This is a genomic window from Thermococcus sp. AM4 (assembly GCF_000151205.2).
GTDB lineage: Archaea > Methanobacteriota_B > Thermococci > Thermococcales > Thermococcaceae > Thermococcus.
Genome location: NC_016051.1, coordinates 329,909 through 347,245 on the forward strand (window position 1 = coordinate 329,909; position 17,337 = coordinate 347,245).

13 protein-coding genes and 1 pseudogene are annotated in these 17,337 nt (G+C 55.8%); 5 read left to right on the forward strand and 9 right to left on the reverse strand.

The window, feature by feature from the left end:
• Window positions 1-10 precede the first annotated feature (10 nt).
• Window positions 11-1,853: pseudogene (locus TAM4_RS01755) on the forward strand (prolyl oligopeptidase family serine peptidase).
• Between the two features lie 210 nt (window positions 1,854-2,063).
• Here the strand turns inward: TAM4_RS01755 and TAM4_RS01760 are convergent.
• The 5 genes from TAM4_RS01760 to ppsA form a co-directional block, all read right to left on the reverse strand.
• Window positions 2,064-3,269 carry an MATE family efflux transporter gene (locus tag TAM4_RS01760; RefSeq protein ID WP_014121520.1) on the reverse strand — a complete coding sequence of 402 codons (1,206 nt, stop codon included), beginning with the start codon at window positions 3,267-3,269 and terminating at the stop codon, window positions 2,064-2,066.
• Between the two features lie 43 nt (window positions 3,270-3,312).
• Complete coding sequence (locus tag TAM4_RS01765) at window positions 3,313-4,716, reverse strand: MATE family efflux transporter (RefSeq protein ID WP_014121521.1); 1,404 nt, start codon at window positions 4,714-4,716, stop codon at window positions 3,313-3,315.
• Window positions 4,717-4,772: 56 nt separating this feature from the next.
• The gene (locus TAM4_RS01770) at window positions 4,773-5,186 is read right to left on the reverse strand and encodes a type II toxin-antitoxin system VapC family toxin (protein WP_014121522.1); all 414 of its coding nucleotides are present in this window, start codon (window positions 5,184-5,186) and stop codon (window positions 4,773-4,775) included.
• Window positions 5,187-5,195: 9 nt separating this feature from the next.
• Complete coding sequence (locus TAM4_RS01775; protein ID WP_014121523.1) at window positions 5,196-5,417, reverse strand: AbrB/MazE/SpoVT family DNA-binding domain-containing protein; 222 nt, start codon at window positions 5,415-5,417, stop codon at window positions 5,196-5,198.
• 98 nt (window positions 5,418-5,515) lie between these two features.
• On the reverse strand, window positions 5,516-7,888 hold the full coding sequence (gene ppsA, locus TAM4_RS01780; RefSeq protein ID WP_014121524.1) for a phosphoenolpyruvate synthase: 2,373 nt from the start codon (window positions 7,886-7,888) through the stop codon (window positions 5,516-5,518).
• Window positions 7,889-8,267: 379 nt separating this feature from the next.
• Between ppsA and TAM4_RS01785 the strand changes: the two genes are divergently transcribed.
• Complete coding sequence (locus TAM4_RS01785; protein WP_014121525.1) at window positions 8,268-12,203, forward strand: S8 family serine peptidase; 3,936 nt, start codon at window positions 8,268-8,270, stop codon at window positions 12,201-12,203.
• A gap of 48 nt (window positions 12,204-12,251) precedes the next feature.
• Here the strand turns inward: TAM4_RS01785 and TAM4_RS01790 are convergent, their stop codons facing one another.
• From TAM4_RS01790 to TAM4_RS01800, 4 genes are read right to left on the reverse strand one after another with little or no spacing between them, the layout of a single operon-like run.
• The gene (locus TAM4_RS01790; protein ID WP_014121526.1) at window positions 12,252-12,836 is read right to left on the reverse strand and encodes a hypothetical protein; all 585 of its coding nucleotides are present in this window, start codon (window positions 12,834-12,836) and stop codon (window positions 12,252-12,254) included.
• A gap of 29 nt (window positions 12,837-12,865) precedes the next feature.
• Window positions 12,866-13,615 carry a DNA polymerase sliding clamp gene (locus tag TAM4_RS01795; RefSeq protein ID WP_014121527.1) on the reverse strand — a complete coding sequence of 250 codons (750 nt, stop codon included), beginning with the start codon at window positions 13,613-13,615 and terminating at the stop codon, window positions 12,866-12,868.
• A gap of 2 nt (window positions 13,616-13,617) precedes the next feature.
• Window positions 13,618-13,785 (reverse strand): hypothetical protein, encoded by a 168-nt coding sequence (locus TAM4_RS11780; RefSeq protein ID WP_014121528.1) that lies wholly within the window; start codon window positions 13,783-13,785, stop codon window positions 13,618-13,620.
• Complete coding sequence (locus tag TAM4_RS01800) at window positions 13,782-14,114, reverse strand: transcription factor S (protein WP_014121529.1); 333 nt, start codon at window positions 14,112-14,114, stop codon at window positions 13,782-13,784. The genes TAM4_RS11780 and TAM4_RS01800 overlap by 4 nt, the downstream gene beginning before the upstream one ends.
• A gap of 75 nt (window positions 14,115-14,189) precedes the next feature.
• Between TAM4_RS01800 and TAM4_RS01805 the strand changes: the two genes are divergently transcribed.
• The 3 genes from TAM4_RS01805 (at window position 14,190) to proS (ending at window position 17,331) form a co-directional block, all read left to right on the forward strand.
• Window positions 14,190-14,432, forward strand: coding sequence for a hypothetical protein (locus TAM4_RS01805; RefSeq protein WP_148258731.1), 243 nt, complete (start codon window positions 14,190-14,192; stop codon window positions 14,430-14,432).
• A 47-nt stretch (window positions 14,433-14,479) separates the two neighbouring features.
• Window positions 14,480-15,805 (forward strand): CoA-disulfide reductase, encoded by a 1,326-nt coding sequence (gene cdr / locus TAM4_RS01810; protein WP_014121531.1) that lies wholly within the window; start codon window positions 14,480-14,482, stop codon window positions 15,803-15,805.
• Window positions 15,806-15,879: 74 nt separating this feature from the next.
• Complete coding sequence (gene proS / locus TAM4_RS01815; protein ID WP_014121532.1) at window positions 15,880-17,331, forward strand: proline--tRNA ligase; 1,452 nt, start codon at window positions 15,880-15,882, stop codon at window positions 17,329-17,331.
• Window positions 17,332-17,337: the final 6 nt, after the last annotated feature.

Consider the following 17,337-nt stretch of genomic DNA (forward strand, 5'->3'; position numbering starts at 1 on the left):
GGTGATTTTCATGGACGAGTACATCTGGGCCGAGAACCTGAAGGACGAGCGCGTTCTGAAGCTCGTCGAGGAGGAGAATAAACGCTTCAGGGAGTTCATAGGAGGGCTGAGCGACGAACTCTTCCCCGAGGTCTGGGAGTACTACTCGATTCCAACCCTTGTTTCTGCGAAGCTGACGGAGAAGGGCGTTGTGGCGATGTACCGCGAGAGGGACCGGCAAATCATCAGGTGGCTCGGCGGAGAGGTGATAGTTGACTCGAAGGAGCTTGAAAAGGAGCTCAACGACGAGGTTCTCCTTCAGGGCTTCACCGCCGATGAGAAGGGCAAATTTTTGGCCTACAGCTTCTCGATAGGCGGTGCCGACGAGGGGATAACGAGAATAATAGACCTCGAGACCGGCGAGCTAATCGAGGAGTTCAGGCCGTCGGTGTGGAACGTTACTTTCCTCGATGACGGCTACTACTTCGCCCGCTTCTACAGGCATGGAGAAACACCCGACGGAGTTAAAGCCCCCGCCGTGAGGCTCTTCAGGAAAGACAGGAGCGGAGAAAAACTCGTCTTCGGCGAGGGCCTCGGATCGGGCTACTTCATCGGACTAAGTAAAAGCACCGACGGAAAGTGGGCGATGATCACGGTAACCTTCGGCTGGAACAGCGCGGAAATCTACGTTGGTCCAATAGACGAGCCCGAGAAGTGGGAGAAGGTTTACTCGGCGGACGTTCCAGTTGAGCCGGTTGACGTCCGCGACGGCAAACTATACCTCCTAACGAGGGAAGGGAAGGGCTTAGGAAAGCTCATCGCAGTCGGTGAAAAAGTCGAGGAGGTAATCCCCGAAGGTGAGTTCCCTCTTGAGTGGGCCGTTCTGGTCGGGGATAAAATCCTCGCGGGCAGGCTCGTGCACGCGAGCCACAGGCTTGAGGTCTACTCGCTCGACGGGGAGAAGCTCGACGGGATAACCTTTGACCTCCCGGGAAGCGTCTACCCGCTCGATACCGATGGGAAGAGGGTTTTGCTCCGCTACGAGAGCTTCACGGTTCCATACAGGCTCTACGAGTTCGACGGAGAGCTCAAGCCCGTCGAGGGGCAAGAAATCGAGGGGAACTTCAGGGTCGAGGAGGACTTCGCCCTCTCGAAGGACGGGACGAGGATCCACTACTTCCTCGTGAAGGGCGAGAAAGATGAGAAGAAAGCCTGGGTCTTCGGATACGGAGGCTTCAACATCTCGCTGACGCCGCGCTTTTTCCCGCAGGCGATTCCCTTCATAAAGCGCGGGGGAACCTTCGGAATGGCCAACCTGCGCGGTGGAAGCGAGTACGGCGAGGAGTGGCACAGGGCGGGAATGAGGGAGAACAAGCAGAACGTCTTCGACGACTTTATAGCCGTCCTTGAGAAGCTCAAGCGCGAAGGATACAAGGTTGCCGCTTGGGGCAGGAGCAACGGTGGCCTCTTGGTTTCGGCGACCCTCGTCCAGAGGCCGGACGTCATGGACTCGGCGCTGATAGGCTACCCCGTTATAGATATGCTCAGGTTTCACAAACTCTACATCGGCAGCGTCTGGATTCCGGAGTACGGCAACCCCGACGACCCGAGGGACAGGGAGTTCCTGCTGAAATACTCCCCATACCACAACGTGAAAAAGCAAAAATACCCGCCGACGCTCATCTACACAGGTTTGCACGACGACCGCGTGCACCCGGCCCACGCCCTCAAGTTCTTCCTGAAGCTGAAAGAGGTAGGGGCGCCGGTTTACCTCCGCGTCGAGACCAAGAGCGGGCACATGGGGCGCTTCACCCGAGACGAGGGCGAGAGAGCTTACCGATTTGCTCGCCTTCGTGCTCAGGACCCTTGGTTGAGCTATTCTTCCTCTATTATCCTTTTCATCCAGCTCCCCTGAGGACCACAGGAGGGCAACGAGGGCCGCTAAAAGTTGCTCATTCCCATCCCGAAGAACACGCCTTTGCTGCTCATCCGAGAGCTCTGCCAGGGATCCTCACGCTGATCTCGTGACGAGTCTGCAAGGAGAGCATACCGCCGGGACGTAGCGAAGCGTAGCTGAGGGGATCTCAACCCAGAGCGAGCATGCTGAGGATCATGCTCTCTTGTGTGCCCGCGGAGCTGAAGGTTCTCGTCACGACTACGAAAATTCCGTTGAAGAAGGGAACCGAGATGAGAAAGTACTTGAGCACGTACTCGCTCTGGGCTATGACCGCGGGATCGTTCAGGAACACCTTGAAGACGGGCACCCGAAAGATCCCGATTATGAGAATAGCTGAAGAGGCTATGAGGAAGTTGACCACCATAGTCCTCTCCGCGATCCTCTTGGCCCTTTCGTAGTTCTCGGCACCGACGTTCTGGGCTATCATCGTTCCCATGGCCATGCTTATCCCGCGGGAGATGCTGGTTATGAAGTTGACGAGGCGGGTGGTTATGGTGTAAGCAGCGTAGACGACGTCGCCGTAACCGTAGATTATCCTTGTTAGAACGACGAAACCGAAGTTGTTGGCGGACTGGCCGACGGCCGAGGGCAGGCCAACCCGGAATATCCTGGAGTAGAACTCGAAATCCGGTTTCAGAGCCTCGCGAGTGAGGTGAAGGCCGGCTTTCCCGCTGGTAAGCAGCCTTAGGCCTATTAGAGCACCGGTCCCGTTGGACAGAACAGTCGCTATGGCGGCTCCCTCAACTCCCAGACCGAGGAGGAATATGAAAATGGGGTCCAGGATTATGTTCATGAAAACCGTCAGCATGCTGACCTTGACGGGCGTTTTTGTATCCCCCGCGGCCCTCATGAGCGCTGAGAAGGCCATGAAGGAGAACGATAAAGGAACCCCTGCAAAGACGACGGTGGCGTAGACCTTTGCGTAGGGGTAAACGTTGGGAGTTACCTTCATGAAGCGGAGCGCGTAGGGAAGGACTGCGAGGCTTACCATAGCAGTAAGCGTGGAGAAGATCAGCATGAGGGAGTAGAGCGCTCCAGCCGAGCGGTTGGCCTTTTCGTAGCGTCCGGCCCCTATGTACTGGCCGACCAGGGCAAAGCCTGCCATTGCAAACCCCATGCCGAGGGCCATGAGCGTTCCTATTATCGGCCAGCTCGTTCCAGGGGCCGCGAGCGCTGCACGTCCTATTTTGCCTAGCCAGAAGGTGTCGGTTATGTTGTAGAGGACCTGCACGAGGTTGCTCACTATGAGAGGATAAGCTAAGCGGAGAAGCGTTTTCTCTATGGGGCCGTTGAGTATCTCCTCGCGCATTCGCTGAACCTTTCCCCGCTCCATTAGTATCACGGTGAGACCATTGTCGAAACGTACCTATAAAAACTTACTCCTCTATTATCCTCTTCATCCAGCTTCCCCTCAGAAACCAGGCGAGGGCAACAACAGCGCCGAGGACGTTGCTCAGGCCCATACCGAGCCACAGCCCAGCGGTATCCCTCGTTAAGACGCCGAGACCGTAGCTGAGGGGGAGCCTGAGGGCCCACAGACGGATCAACCCGAGTATCATGCTCTTCTTCGTGTGGCCCGAGCTCTGGAAGACGTTGTTGACCGCTGAGAATATTCCGAAGAAGGGGAGCGAGGCGGAGAAGTACTTGACGACCTTCGCGCTCTCGGCTATTATCGCGGGATCGTTTATGAAGAACCTGAAGATCTGGACGCGGAAAAGGGCGAAGAGGAGCGTTCCAACGCCAAGGATCGTGAAGTTTATCGCCATCGTCTTCTCCGCTATCTCCTTCGCCCTGTCGTAGAGTTTCGCGCCGACCGTTTGGCCCACCATGGTTCCCATGGCCATGCTTATCCCGTCGGAAAAGGCGAACATGAAGTTGGTTAGCCTGTTGGTTATGCTGTAGGTTGAAAAAGCAACGTCCTGAAAGTCCTTTATGCCGTGGCTCTGGCCGTAAAGCCCTCCAATCGTGAAGATTATCCTGGCGAGGATTACAAAACCCAGGGCGGTCGTCGAGGAGCCCACGCTGGAGGGCAGGCCGACGCGGAAGATGCGCTTGTAAAATTCGGGGTCCGGTTTTAGGTTCTCAAGGGTTAGATGTATACCCACCCTGCCCGTGAAGAGTAGATAGCCGCCGACCAGGGAGCCGAGGCTGTTGGAGAGCATGGTCGCGACGGCCGCGCCGACGACGCCGAGCCTTGGAAACGGGCCGATGCCAAAGATGAAGAACGGGTCCAGGATCAGGTTCAGGAGAACCGTGCCGATGTTTATCTTAACCGGTGTCTTAGTGTCGCCTATCGCCCTCAGGAGGAAGTTGAAGGCGAACAGCGTGAAGGCAAAGGGTATGCCGCCAAAGATAACGCGCGTGTAGGCGAGTGCGTAGGGATAGATGGTCTCGCTCACGTTCATAAACCTCAGCAGATAAGGCGCCGAAAGGATTCCAAAGACTCCAACTCCCGCCGCGAATATCAGCATGAGGGAGTAGAGCGCTCCAGCCGAGCGGTTGGCCTTCTCGTAGTTTCCAGCGCCGACATACTGGCTCACGAAGGCGAAGCCAGCCGTTGCGAACCCCATTCCCATTGCCATGAAGAACCAGACGAGGGGCCAGGCAGTTCCCGGCGCCGCCAACTCCTCCCTGCCGAGCTTTCCGAGCCAGAAGGTATCTGTGAGGTTGTAGAGGACCTGCACAAGCTGGTTTATGATTAACGGGTATGCTAACAGGATGAGCGTCTTTACAACGGGTCCCTTGAGGATCTGCTCGCGCATTGCCTCGACTCGCTTCATTGAGATACTTGTCGAAACGTTAGTATAAAAACCTTAGCATGGATAAAGGAGCCACCCTATGGAAGAACGCGAACGTTGAGATTCAAGAAATGCCTGTCAAACGTGTAGATTTCGCCAATGTCAAGTTCAATCATCTTCAGGTATGCGAGGGCATCGTTTATACTCACTCTTTTCTCAGACGCAACGATGGTTGCCTTAATGTAGTCCTCTGCGGTGGCCGAAAGAACCCGAACGTTTTCGGCCGTTAAGAGTTCTTCAATGAAATCTATCGCCGTGGAGAGATTCACCTTGGCTTCGATTATGTTGGCGACCTCACTTAGGTGCACAACGGTTGTTGCAACTTCCTCCCCGTTTTCAATCTGTCTCAGGATTTCCATTGCCCGCTTCTTCTTTTCAATGACTTCTTCCGGTAGGTTCGGCTTTGGCTTTAGCAGGGCGTACAGGAAGACGTTTGCGTCTATGAACCTCATAAGAACACCTCAGTAGGGACTTTCAAGCAGTTCTTTTTCGATGTCCTCCCCTTTAACATCTGCATCGATTATGTCAAAGAACCTTGAGAGTCGCGGTCGTTTTCGGGGGATTATCTCTATCCGGTCGTCGAGCTCTATGAGAATAACTTCGTTCCCCCACCTCTCGCGCCACGACTTTGGTATAACGAGCCTTCCCTGGGAGTCGATTTTCTTAACTTCCACAGAGGACATCTTATCACCATTTAAGAATAGGAAATGGCATTAAATAAACCTTGTGCCACAAAACCGGGAGTTGCAAGAGAAACTAAGAGATGAGAAAAGGAAGGAAATCAGAAGTCGAGCTCGTCCTCATCCTCGAAGAGCCTCTTGCGAGCGGCCTCGAGGATGAGCTTCTGCTCCTCCTGGGCGACGGTCTTCCTGATGAGCTCGACCGCATCCGGGTTGGCGCTGATGCTGTCGATGCCGAGCCTGACGAGGATCTTGGCCATCTTCGGGTCACTGCCGGCCTGTCCGCAGATGCTGGTCTCGACGCCGTACTTCTTGGCGACCTTGATGACGTGCTTGATGAGCTTGAGCACTGCCGGGTGCTTCTCGTCGTAGAGGTAGGCAATCCTGTCGTTGTCCCTGTCGATGGCGAGGGTGTACTGGGTGAGGTCGTTGGTACCGAAGCTGACGAAGTCAAGGCCCTCCTTGATGAGGTCCTCGATGATGAGCGCGGCCGCTGGAACCTCAACCATGATTCCCCACTCGACGTCCTTGTGCGGCTCAAGGCCAACTGAGCGGGCTATCTCCTTGGCCTTCCTGATCTGGTCCGGGTTGGCGACGAGCGGGAGCATGACGCCGATGTTGTCGTAACCTTCTTCGACGACCTTCTTGATGGCCTTGAACTCGGCCTTGAGGAGCTCCGGCTGATCGAGGCTCCTCCTGATTCCGCGCCAGCCGAGCATCGGGTTCCTCTCGTCCGGCTCGTCCTCTCCACCTGGCATCTCCTTGAACTCGTTGGTCGGGGCGTCAAGGGTCCTGTACCAGACCGGCCTCGGGTAGAATGCAGCTGCAACGGTCCTGATGCCCTCGGCGAGCTTCTCGACGAGCTCCTCTTCCTTGCCCTCCTTGATGAACTTGACCGGGTGCTGGCCGATGCTGAGTATCATGTGCTCAGCGCGGAGGAGTCCGACACCGTCGGCTCCGGTGGCGGCGGCTCTCTCGGCGACCTCGGGCATGGAGACGTTGACCTTGACCTTGGTGGCGGTGACGAGCGGGGCACCGGCAACGACGACCTGTCCGCCCTCGGCCTTCTCCTCCTTCTTCTCGACGAGGCTCTTGACTATGCCCTTGTAGACGACACCGCGGGTACCGTCAACGGTGACGTAGTCGCCGGTCTTGAGGACCTTAGTGGCGACCTTGGTACCGACGACGGCCGGGATACCGAGCTCCCTACTAACGATGGCGGCGTGGCTGGTCCTTCCACCCTCGTCGGTGATGATGGCGCTGGCTCTCTTCATGGCCGGAACCATGTCCGGGTTGGTCATGGTGGTGACGAGGACGTCTCCTTCCTTGACCTTGTCGATCTCGCTGGCGTCGAAGATGACGACGACCCTACCGGCGCCGATGCCCGGTGAGGCACCGAGACCCTTGAGAATGACCTCGGCCTCCTCGGTGACCTCCTGAGCCTCTTCGCTCTTCTCCTCCTTGAGCGTTGTTATCGGCCTGCTCTGGACGATGTAGAGCTTGCCGTCGTCCTTGTCGTAGGCCCACTCGATGTCCTGCGGCCAGCCGTAGTGCTCCTCAATCTTGGCACCGAGCTTGGCGACCTCGACAATCTGCTCATCGGTGAGAACCTGCTTCTCAACGTATTCCGGACCGAGGTATTCTGCCACCTTGACGTAGACGGTGCCCTTGCCGGTCTCGGGGTTCCTGACGACCATAACTTCTTTCTTGGCGATGAACTTCTCCTTTATCTTCCAGGTGCCCTTCTCGACGATGTACTCATCGGGGGTGACGCTTCCGCTGACGACGGCCTCACCGAGGCCCCAGCTGGCGTTGATCATTATCTCGTTCCTGTCGTTGGTGACCGGGTTGGCGGTGAACATGACACCGCTCTTCTCGCTGTTGACCATCTTCTGGACGACGGCGCTGAGGTAGACCTTGCTGTGGTCGAAGCCCTGCTTGGCCCTGTAGAAGGTAGCCCTCGCGGTCCAGAGTGAAGCCCAGCACTTCTTGACCTTGTCTATGACGTCATCAACGCCGTAGACGTCGAGGTAGGTCTCCTGCTGGCCGGCGAAGGAAGCCTCCGGAAGGTCCTCGGCGGTAGCAGAAGAGCGGACGGCGACGTAAACGGCCTCTTTACCAAAGCGCTGGCTGAGCTTCTTGTAGGCGTCTTCAATCTCCTTGGCGATCTCCTCCGGCATGGGCATCTGAATGATCTTCTCCCTGATCTTGGCGGTGTTTTCCTGGAGTTGCTTGGAGTCATCAACGTTGGTCTTGCTTATGATGTCCATAATCCACTCCTGAAGAGTTCTGCCGTCCTCGACCTTGACGTTCTCAACAAAATACTTGTAGGCCTCAGCGGTGACACAGAATCCGGGCGGGACTGGGATTCCCGCGTTGGTAAGCTCACCGAGGTTGGCTCCCTTGCCCCCGACGAGGGGGACGTCCTTCTTGCTGAGCTCCTCAAACCACTTTATAAACCTGTATTCGCTCATGGCGATTCCCTCCTTTAGGTACTTACCGGAGGTGATATACAGAAACCCTATTTAAAATTAACCCCCAAAAGGGCGAGGGATATCTTTTTAAAGCGATTGAGGAACTCATAGGAAAAATCTTAGGTAGATCTAACTACCCATGCCTGCTCTTTTGTATCCACCAGTTCTGCGTCAAATTTTAGGGGATTGATGAATTACTCTTGACGCTAATGGATATAGTAGTTCTGCGAGCTGGATCCTGTACAGTTCACGATGGATGTAATAAGTAATTTGGATCAATTGAGAAGTATTTGGAGCGTTGCCGGGACAACAGGAAAAATTTAATAATCCCCTGTGTGTATACACCATTGCACAATACCGCATGGAGGTGTCCTGAGTTATGAACAGAAAGACTCTAAGTGTCTTGATTGTTTTAATTATGGCCTTGGCCATCGTTCCAGTGACCTCAGCGCCGGTTTCAGCCACATCCGTTGGCACAACTTCACCGCAGGTCTCAAATAGTGGTCTTCTTCCGGTTGACAAGCAGGTCGAGAAACTTCTGAATGGCAACGAGAAGGAAGTGAGGCTGATCATCGCACCGGCCAGGGACAAGGCTATGGAGGTTTACAAGGAGATAGCCAAGATCGGTAAGATCGACCCCATAAGCAGGCCGGAGGACAGCTTTATCGTCGCGACCATCCCGAGGGAGAACCTTGTCAAGCTGAAGTCGATAAACGGCATCGTGGGAATTTGGGAGGACAGAATGGTTAAACTCCCCGAGCCCGTTAAAGAGCCCGATCACCCCGCGGTCATCGGTTCCAACGTTCCGAAGCCCGACATGTTCTTGAGCATCTACACCACCCAGGCTTACAACACTTGGGTTGACTACGGCGTCTACGGTGACAACGTCACCGTCGCTGTTCTCGACACCGGCGTTGACGTCGGTCAGCCCTTCCTCCAGAGAACCCTCGACGGAAAGAGGAAGATCATCGACGTCTACGATGCCAGCGACGAGGGATTCGCCAAGATCTACTACAGCACCAACGCCACCGACAACGGCTACATCGTCGTTAACAAGACCGTCCAGGTTTACTGGGGTGCTTATGCAAGGTACTATGGACACAAGCCGTATACCAACTATACCATGACCGAGTACTACGTTGGAAACATCAGCGGTGACGAGTACTACATCGGCCTCCTACCCGAGAGGTACTTCGACCTCAACAACTTCAACGGAAAGCCCTATGACCCGTACGACCTTCACCTCTTCGGAGACCTCAGCGACGTTTACCCGGTTCTCGTCGTTGAGAAGAACGGAACCTACACCGTTTACCTCGACATAGACCTCGACAACAACTTCACAAACGACCAGCCGCTCACGCTCTACGACCAGACCGGGGCCTACATCCAGGTGCCGACGACCAAGGTTGACATAGCCCTGGCGGAGGTTGAGCCTGAGTACGGATACGTTAGCTTCATGTGGGATGCCCACGGCCACGGAACCCACGTCAGCGGAACGATCGCCGGTGTCGGCCTGCCAACCGACCCCGTCTTCAACGGAACCTACGGAATGGCCCCCAACGCCCAGCTCATAGAGGTCAAGGTTCTCCCAGGCGAGAAGGGCTTTGGTAGGCTGAGCTGGATAATCTACGGAATGATCTACGCGGTCCACCACGGTGCCGACGTCATAAGCATGTCCCTCGGATCCTCCCCAGTCTACAACGACGGTCTCGAAAGCCCCGAGAACTACTACGTTAACTACCTCACCGACTACTACGGAGTTACCTTTGCAATAGCCGCAGGAAACGACGGTCCAACCACCAACACCGTTGGATCGCCCGGCGACAGCGACCTGGCCATAACCGTTGGAGCCTATCGCTCAAGCCTCAGGTGGAAGATATTCTACGACGTCGATGGTGTTGCCGACACCGTTGCCAGCTTCTCCAGCAGGGGACCGAGGATGGACGGTCTGCTCGACCCGGACGTTATCGCGCCGGGTGAGATGATATTCTCGAGCCTCCCGCTCTGGTACACGGTTCTCTACAACAACCCGTACCGCTACTACGGCATCTGGGATGGAACCTCGATGGCCACACCTCACGTCAGCGGAGCCGTGGCTCTTCTCATAAGCTACGCCAAGGAGCACAACCTTACCTACAACCCGATCATGCTCAGGCGCGCCCTTGAACTCAGCGCCAAGCCCGTTGAAGGTGCAACCATGATCGACCAGGGCTTTGGACTCATACAGGTTGAAGATGCAATAAAGGTCCTCCAGAACCTCAGCAAGGAGCAGACGATCTACATCTACGGCGGAACCACGTACACCGGCTTCAAGGACCTCCTTGGAAAGAAGAAGATCCCGCTCAGCCCCGCTTACGTTCAGTTCAACAGCTACTTCTACAACATGTTCGATCTGCCGTACCTCTACCGCGGCGTTTACATCAGGAACGAGAGGCCCGAGGGAATACCGCTGTACTTCTACCCGCTTGAATACTCTGAGTGGGGCCTCTGGTACACCGAGACTCCCAAGATGTACCACATAAGCACCAACGTCGACTGGATCATACCCAACACCAATGAAGTCGTCGCCGGTGGATGGGGCAAGGGCGGTGTTACGATCGGTTCATTCAGCATCCAGATAGACTACTCCAAGCTCAAGCCGGGCCACATCTACATCGGCCTCGTTTACATCGACGATCCGAACACCTCTGTCATCGACGGATTCATCCCGGTCATCGTTGACATGCCGATGAACCCGAACGGCGAGAGCGAGGCTTCACTCAGCGACACGGCTCTGCCGGGCGTTGCCAAGCACTACTTCTTCCAGGTGGCGCCGGGAACCAAGGAGCTCCGCGTTACCCTCAAGGTCCCGCTCGACGAGAACGGCACCCCGATGGGCAGGACAACTCTCATGATCGCCAAGCCCGATGGAGAAGTCGTTGCGGCCTACGTGCCGAAGTACTGGTTCGTCGGTCCAGGTCTCCCCGAGTACACCTGGGTTATCAAGGATCCCGAGCCGGGCAACTGGGAGATAACCGCCTACACGAGCACCTTCACCAAGGCCAGAACCGGTTACGACGAGTCCCACTACAAGATCTCGGTCAAGGCGGTCTCGGTTACCCTCAAGCCTGAGAGAATACAGATAGACACCCAGACCGGCGGAACCCTACACACCTTGGTCACGGTCAAGAACGACAACTACGGAACCTTCATGGCCAAGGTCTATGGCCTCGGTATGGGCAGGCTCGATAGGGTCAACGCAATGATCAGGAACGTCAGCCAGGATGAGTTCGATGTAATCGGTGTCATACCCATAACCTCAAGCGACTACTACCTCAGAGTCGGTATAACCAATCCAGAGAACTCCAGTGCAGATCTTGATCTGTACGTGTTCTACTTCAAGACTTACGAGAGCCTCCTCAAGTTCATGAGAGGAACTGGCCAGCCAGATGAGACATACACCGACCAGATCGGGCCGACCTCGTACGAGGAGTTCGAGAAGTTCATGCCAGAGCCGGGCTACTACCTCATCGCGGTTTACGGCTACGACACAGTTGGCTACAACCCGATACACTACGTCTTCTACTGGCAGATCCTTGGGGACAACGGCGATGTGACCGCAACGCCCAGCAACATAGTAGTTTCCAACAACCAGGTGACCTCAACTTACCTCAACATCAAGGCTTACGATGCCGGCACCTACCTTGGTGTCGTTGGTGTCAAAGACGCATCGAGCGGAGAGCTGCTTGACTATGCCCCGATCATCGTCCAGGTCGGCATGCCGAAGATGGTCATGATGGCCTACGCTGAGAACCCGATAACCATCGGACAGCCCACGAAGATCAAGGTGCTCCTCTTCGACGCAACCATGATGATGCCGGTTTACGGCGAGACCAAGGTCATAATCAACGGCCAGACATACTACACCGACAACGGTGTCGTTGAGTTCTACTTCACCCCGAAGAGCCTCAGCGACGTGCTCAGAATAAAGGTCATCAGCCCGAACTACCAGGATATGGAGAAGACTTTCACGCTCTCAGATCTTGATCAGGCAGCGGAGTTCAGGTACTACTCGGCCCTTTACTCCAGTGAGGTCTCCCAGTACAACCAGCTCGTTCAGGAAGTCCAGAAGATACTGCCAGACCCATACAGGACGATAGCTCTCCTGGTCGCGGGCAGGTACCACAACAAGGCAGCCTACTACAAGAGCAAGGCTTATGACGCCCTTGACAACGACCCGGCAAAGGCAGCGTACCTGATGAAGAAGGCCTACATCATCGAGAAGAGGGCCAACCTGATCCTGAACGTGTTCCTGAACAAGTTTGGCAGGGCGTGACCTTTCCTTCTTTTCCATTTCCTTGAGTTTTGCAGGCTTTATTAAAAGTTAAAATGTTATGCGAATTTTATGGGCGACTCCCCTCTTGAGGAGAACCTCACCAACGCTCTTTGGCAGAACCGCTATATCGCCGGCTTTGATCGGTCCGTACTCCCTCAGCTTCTCATCGACTATTCTCGGCAGATCGATGGAAACGAGATAAGCCTCTGAAACCGGGTTTCTCGTCCCAGCCTCGCGGTCCGGCTCAGGCTCCTCCGCGAGCTCTTCCTTTGCCTGTTCGGGGAGTCCTACCTGCTGAAGGGGAACTTCACCCCTCTCTATAAACTCCTTTAAAATGAGAAAGATCGCCCTTTCCTCTTCAACGAGGTCGCTTAAAACCCCAGAAAAGGCCATGTCAACGAGTTTGTGAAGCCTTATCCTCAGGATCTCCCGCATAAGTCCTTCGGCTATCTTGAGCTGTTCCAGGTAGAGCATCTCCTCGACGCTCTCACCCCTCTCCCTCGAACTCTCGGCACCGATGCGGAGAACCTTGAGGAGGCTGTCGTAGTCGGAGTAAAAGCTCTCGTCGATCGGAGAAAGTTCCGGGTTTGAGAGCTCCGCTTCGAGCATCTCCCTGAGCTTAACGATGTCCATGGGCAACACCCTAAGAAATAGAAAGGAAATCACTCCTCAACGCGGGGCGCCAGAAGGAACGTCAGCTTGCCCTCGTCCCTTATGAAGTAGTCCATCTGGAGGGGCATCTCGGTTCCAAACCTCAGAGTGACCTCGTCGGCCTTGCCGATTCCCTTGACCATATCGGCTAGGTAGCTTATTCCGTAGGCGCTCCTCGTTTCCTCCTCGACCTCAAGGTCGAGTAAGCCCTCGTCCTCCAGCGTGAGCTTGATCTCGACCTCGTTGGTCTCGCCCTCTGCCCTCATCGTGAACTCGTCCTCTTTGGCTATGAACTTGATCGCATCGCTGACGAGGGAGGCGTCCTTGATTGCCTCCTTCAGAACCTCGCCGAGGAGAACGACCTTCGCGGTGAAGGGGAGCTCCGGAAGTTCGAGCTCAAGCTCCTCAACGTCTATGAGCGGAAGGCGGAACGTTCTCTTCGCCGTCCCCTCAAAGGTTATCTCGAGGAAGTTCTCGTCGCCCTTCCTGAGTATGAGCGTGTCCTTGCTCTTGCCCCTCTTGAGGATCTTCTTGAAGTGATCCATGTTGACCCCTATCGTTTCGGGCTCCTCGACCTCGTACTTGGAGAATATGCTCTCCGGGAGGTTGAGGTCTATGAGAACGACCCTGCTCGGGTCCATGGCGCGCATGCTGACCCCTTCCTCGGTGATCTTAAAGGCGGCCTCGTCAATGAGGTTGCTGGCCGTCGCTATAAGGTCCGCAAACTCCTTCGCTCCGTCAAAAACGATCTCGAACGGCATCTTTACACCCCCTTATTGAGCACCTCAAGCATGAGCCTAACCCTTTCTTTTCCCCGGAATAGATAAGCTTTTCCATTGTCCACATCAGGTATCCTGCGGTAGGCCTCCTCCAGCTCTTTGAGGGCCTTCTCAGCGAGCCTCTTCACGACCTCACGCTCAAGCTCGTTCACTCGTAAGACCTCCAGACGTAGCCGCACTTTGTGCACTTGTAGAATATCGTGCTCGGCTCATCGCCGGCCCTCGTCTGGAGCTCCCACCAGTAGGCGGTGTCGTTGCCGCACTTCGGGCAGGTTACCTTCGTTGTTGGGAGCGTTTTCACGTCCTGCTCTACCACGATGATGCCCTCGTCCGGCCTGTGCTCCACCTTCTGGGTTATGCGGGTCTTTTCCCTGTCCTTTTCCTCGTCGAAGGGCTCTTCGTAGCCACATGAGCGGCAGACCCACACCTTCCTCTTTCTGTCCGGGAGCATGAGATTACCGCACTTGGGACAGAACTTCATCCTCTCACCCCCGCCGGGGGTGGTATATGGGAAGGAAATAAAAACCTTTGCAACGATCGTCTTACGGTGGTGGTTATGGACGAAGTGGACGTTTTTGAGCTGGCGAGAAGGTACCACCGGGAGCTCAGGATAGAGGAGCCTAGTTTAGCAACCCTCGCGGCCGAGCTCTTTGGCGATCTGGGCCTGAAGATGAGGGATTTTCTGGAAAAGGAGGGCTACTCCCTCACCGGGGCGAAGTTCATAGACTACGATAAAAGCCTCGTGCTGGGAGTGATGAAGGGCGACAAAACCTATGAAGTCATACTCAGAAAAACCTGAGACAGATTTTTAACCTAAGGTTTTGAACCTTTCCTGGTGATCCGAAAATGGGAAAGAGAGTTGTTATCATCGGCGGCGGAGCCGCTGGAATGAGCACCGCCTCACGCGTCAAGAGGCTAAAGCCGGAGTGGGACGTCAAGGTGTTTGAGGCAACGGAATGGGTCAGCCACGCGCCCTGCGGAATCCCCTACGTCGTTGAGGGCATCTCGCCGACGGAGAAGCTCATGCACTACCCGCCGGAAGTCTTCATCAAGAAGCGCGGCATAGACCTTCACCTTAAGGCTGAGGTTATAGAGGTCGGCCAGGGCTACGTCAGGGTCAGGGAAAATGGAGGGGAGCATACCTACGAATGGGATTATCTCGTCTTCGCCAACGGGGCCTCGCCCAGGGTTCCAGCGGTTGAGGGGGTCAACCTGCCCGGCGTCTTCAAGGCAGACCTCCCGCCCGATGCCGTTGCGATAAGGGAATACATGGAGAAGAACCGCGTGGAGGACGTTGTAATCATCGGGGGCGGCTACATAGGCGTTGAAATGGCTGAAGCGTTTGCCGCCCAGGGCAAGAGGGTTACCCTCATAGAGCGCAACGAGAGGGTCATGGCGAAGGCCTTCGACAAGGAAATCACGGACGTCCTCGAGGAGGAGATGCGGAAGAGGATAAACCTCAGAACCCAGGAGATAGTCCTCAAGATCGAAGGTAGCGAGAGGGTCGAGAAAGTACTCACAGATGCCGGCGAGTACAAGGCCGATCTCGTAATCCTAGCCACCGGAATAAAGCCCAACGTCGAGCTGGCGAAGGAGATAGGCGTCAGGATAGGCGAGACCGGAGCGATATGGACGAACGAGAGGATGCAGACGAGCGTTGAGAACGTCTATGCAGCGGGAGACGTCGCCGAGACGAGGCACATCATAACCGGGAGGCGCGTCTGGATTCCGCTCGCTCCCGCTGGAAACAAGATGGGCTACGTTGCCGGGAGCAACATAGCGGGCAGGGAAATCCACTTCCCCGGTGTGCTTGGAACGAGCGTCACCAAGTTCTTCGACGTCGAGATAGGCAAGACCGGTCTTACGGAGGCCGAGGCGATAAGGGAAGGCTACGACGTCAGGACGGCCTTCATAAAGGCCAGCACGAGGCCCCACTACTATCCGGGGGCGAGGCCGATATGGCTGAAGGGCGTTGTGGACAACGAGACCAACAGACTTCTCGGCGTTCAGGCGGTGGGCGCTGAAATCCTCCCGAGGATTGACACGGCGGCGGCGATGCTGACGGCGGGTTTCACAACCAGGGACGCTTTCTTCACGGATCTTGCCTACGCACCGCCCTTCGCGCCGGTCTGGGACCCGCTCATAGTCCTTGCAAGGGTCCTCAAGTTCTGACCCTCTTTTCTTACTCCCCTTTAACACCTGAAAACCTTAAAAGGAGCTTTTCCATTTCAGCCCGGGTGGTGATTATGACCAAGGTGAAGCGTGAGAAGTGGAGCAACGAGTTCAGCGAGTGGTACAACGAGCTCCTCGAAACGGCTGGAATTATCGACAAGCGCTATCCGGTCAAGGGAATGAACGTCTGGCTTCCGTACGGGCTGAAAATCATGCGCAACATCGAGGCCTTCATAAGGGCCGAGATGGAGCGAACAGGCCACGAGGAGGTTCTGTTTCCGGCGCTCATCCCCGAAACCGAGTTCCAGAAGGAGGCTGAGCACATAAAGGGCTTCGAGGACGAGGTTTACTGGGTAACGCATGCAGGTCTCGACCCCCTCGACGTCAGGCTCATTCTGAGGCCCACGAGCGAAACTGCCATGTACTCGATGTTCTCCCTCTGGATTCGCTCCCACGCGGATTTGCCCTTCAAGGTCTACCAGATAGTCAACGTCTACCGCTACGAAACCAAGCACACGAGGCCCCTCATTCGCGTTAGGGAAATCAGCAGGTTCTTCGAGGCCCACACGGCTCATGCCGACTTCGAAGATGCCGAGAGGCAGATAAAGGAGGACCTCGAGATATTCGACCGCCTCGCGAAGTTCCTCGCTTTACCCTACATAATCTCCAAGAGACCCGATTGGGACAAGTTCCCCGGCGCCTTTTACTCGCTCGGCGCCGAGATAATGATGCCCGACGGGAGGACGCTCCAGATAGGCACGATGCACAACTACAAGCAGAACTTCGCCAAAGCCTACAACATCCAGTACGAGACCGAAACTGGAGACCACGAGTATGCCCACCAGACGACCTTTGGAATGAGCGAGCGCCTTTTAGCGGCGGTCATAGCGGTTCACGGCGACGACAGCGGAATGGTTCTCCCGCCGACGATAGCGCCGATTCAGGTCGTTATCGTGCCCATTCCGAAGAAAGACGCAAACGTTGACGTCTTCGCCTACGCGAGGGAAATTGCTGAAGAGCTGAGAAAAGCGGGCTTCAGGGTGCATGTGGACGAGCGCGACATAAGGCCCGGAAGGAAGTACTACGACTGGGAGCTTAAGGGCGTTCCCCTGAGAATAGAGGTCGGCCCCAGGGATGTGGAGGGAAGGAAAGCCGTCCTCGCGAGGCGCGACACCTTCGAGAAGGTAACCGTCGAGCGCGATGCCATCGTCGAGGAAGTGAAGAAGACCCTCGACGCGATTCACGAGAACCTCTACAACCGCGCCAAGGAGTTCCTTGAGAGCCACATCAAGCGCGTTGACACGATTGAGGAAGCCAAGGCCGTCTTCGAGGACAGACGTGGCATAGTCGAGATTCCCTGGTGCGGTGACGAGGAGTGCGGGCTTAAAATGGAGGAGGAGCTCGACGCAAAGATGCTCGGAACGCCCTACCCCGAGGAAAAGGCCAGAGAGGGCATCGAAGGCAAGAAGTGCCCGGTCTGCGGCAGGGAGGCGAAGTTCATAGCAAGGTTCGCGAGAACCTACTGATTCTTT